The organism is Geodermatophilus sabuli, assembly GCF_010686765.1.
In the GTDB taxonomy this organism is placed as follows: Bacteria; Actinomycetota; Actinomycetes; order Mycobacteriales; family Geodermatophilaceae; genus Geodermatophilus; species Geodermatophilus sabuli_A.
The window spans coordinates 1-1285 of sequence record NZ_JAAGWF010000044.1 but is presented as its reverse complement, the minus strand read 5'-3'; the positions used below and the strand labels follow the sequence as shown (position 1 = coordinate 1285).

Sequence of the window (1285 nt, the reverse complement as noted above, 5' to 3'; positions counted from 1 at the left end):
GCAGTCAGTAAATAATTTTCACTTTATCCTTGCAGCTTCAGAATTACCCCCTATAATGCGCCTCCACTGACACGGAACAACGGCACACACGCCGCCGGGTTAGCGGGGTTCAGAGATGAACACCAACAGAGATAAGCGAAAATAAATGCTTGACTCTGAAGCGGGAAAGCGTAATATGCACACCCCGCGCCGCAGCGAAAGCGAAGCGGCACTGCTCTTTAACAATTTATCAGACAATCTGTGTGGGCACTCAAAGTGACATGGATTCTTAATGTCTTCGGACAAAAAATGAATACCAAGTCTCTGAGTGAACATACGTAATTCATTACGAAGTTTAATTCACGAGCATCAAACTTAAATTGAAGAGTTTGATCATGGCTCAGATTGAACGCTGGCGGCAGGCCTAACACATGCAAGTCGAACGGTAGCACAGAGAGCTTGCTCTCGGGTGACGAGTGGCGGACGGGTGAGTAATGTCTGGGAAACTGCCTGATGGAGGGGGATAACTACTGGAAACGGTAGCTAATACCGCATAACGTCGCAAGACCAAAGAGGGGGACCTTCGGGCCTCTTGCCATCAGATGTGCCCAGATGGGATTAGCTAGTAGGTGGGGTAACGGCTCACCTAGGCGACGATCCCTAGCTGGTCTGAGAGGATGACCAGCCACACTGGAACTGAGACACGGTCCAGACTCCTACGGGAGGCAGCAGTGGGGAATATTGCACAATGGGCGCAAGCCTGATGCAGCCATGCCGCGTGTATGAAGAAGGCCTTCGGGTTGTAAAGTACTTTCAGCGGGGAGGAAGGTGTTGTGGTTAATAACCGCAGCAATTGACGTTACCCGCAGAAGAAGCACCGGCTAACTCCGTGCCAGCAGCCGCGGTAATACGGAGGGTGCAAGCGTTAATCGGAATTACTGGGCGTAAAGCGCACGCAGGCGGTCTGTCAAGTCGGATGTGAAATCCCCGGGCTCAACCTGGGAACTGCATTCGAAACTGGCAGGCTAGAGTCTTGTAGAGGGGGGTAGAATTCCAGGTGTAGCGGTGAAATGCGTAGAGATCTGGAGGAATACCGGTGGCGAAGGCGGCCCCCTGGACAAAGACTGACGCTCAGGTGCGAAAGCGTGGGGAGCAAACAGGATTAGATACCCTGGTAGTCCACGCCGTAAACGATGTCGACTTGGAGGTTGTGCCCTTGAGGCGTGGCTTCCGGAGCTAACGCGTTAAGTCGACCGCCTGGGGAGTACGGCCGCAAGGTTAAAACTCAAATGAATTGACGGGGGCC

At 52.8% G+C, this 1285-nt stretch carries 1 rRNA gene; it reads left to right on the top strand.

Annotated features, from left to right (window positions below):
* Positions 1 to 356: 356 nt before the first annotated feature.
* Positions 357 to 1285, top strand: a 16S ribosomal RNA gene (locus GCU56_RS22890); the annotation flags it as partial.